We start from the raw sequence: 1,125 nt of genomic DNA on the forward strand, positions 1-1,125 counted from the left end.
GATTTTACAAGATGGAACCACTTTTCACGGTCAATCAGTAGGAGCTTCCGGATATACTATAGGAGAAATTGTATTTAATACTTCTATGACTGGTTATCAAGAGATTTTAACAGATCCTTCTTATTCCCATCAAATCGTTACTCTCACATATCCTCATATCGGTAATGTTGGCACAAATATATTTGATGAAGAATCCCATAAAATTCACATAAAAGGATTAATAATTAAAGAAATGTCAACGATATCTAGTAATTATCGATCTACATATAGTTTACCTAATTACCTAAAAAAAAATAATATTATAGCTATTTCTAATATCGATACAAGAAAATTGACACGCATTTTAAGAAACAAGGGATCTCAACACGGTTGTATTTTTACAAAAAATATACTTACTATTGCTACAGCAATTAAAAAAAATAAACAGTTTTTGGGTCTTGAAGGAATTGATTTAGCTAAACAAGTATCTACTAAATATTTTTATACATGGCAAAATGATCACATAAAAAAACAAAAAAAAACACTTTATCATGTTGTAGTATATGATTATGGTGTAAAAAAAAATATATTATCGATTTTATCAAACAAGGGTTGCCGATTAACTATTGTTCCAGCAGAAACTTCTGCAGAAGAAACATTAAAACTATCTCCACACGGTATTTTTTTATCTAATGGACCTGGTGATCCAAGAGCATGTCTTTATGCTATTGGTGCTATTAAAAAATTTTTAAAAAAAAATATACCTATATTCGGAATCTGTTTAGGACATCAGTTATTAGCATTAGCTAATGGTGCTAAAATCATAAAAATGAAATTTGGACATCATGGTGTTAATCACCCCGTAAAAAATGTCACTAATAATAAAGTAATGATTACTTCTCAAAATCATAATTTTACTGTAGATATAAACAGTATCCCAAATAATATACAAATCACACATATATCTCTCTTTGACAATTCGTTACAAGGTATACATCTAAAAGATAAATTAGCATTTAGTTTTCAAGGACATCCTGAAGCAAATCCTGGACCTCAAGATCCCATAACTTTATTTGATCACTTCATAAAATTAATTAAAAATAATATGAATTATAATAATATTTCAGGAATAAAATTCTAATGCCA

Annotated in this window: 1 protein-coding gene; it reads left to right on the plus strand. The window is 27.9% G+C overall.

From position 1 onward, the window contains the following. The first annotated feature begins 1 nt into the window (after window position 1). Window positions 2-1,120 carry a glutamine-hydrolyzing carbamoyl-phosphate synthase small subunit gene (gene carA, locus LDP10_RS02940; RefSeq protein ID WP_265197250.1) on the plus strand — a complete coding sequence of 373 codons (1,119 nt, stop codon included), beginning with the start codon at window positions 2-4 and terminating at the stop codon, window positions 1,118-1,120. Window positions 1,121-1,125 lie beyond the last annotated feature (5 nt).

The organism is Buchnera aphidicola (Pemphigus obesinymphae), assembly GCF_026122815.1.
GTDB lineage: Bacteria > Pseudomonadota > Gammaproteobacteria > Enterobacterales > Enterobacteriaceae > Buchnera_C > Buchnera_C aphidicola_BJ.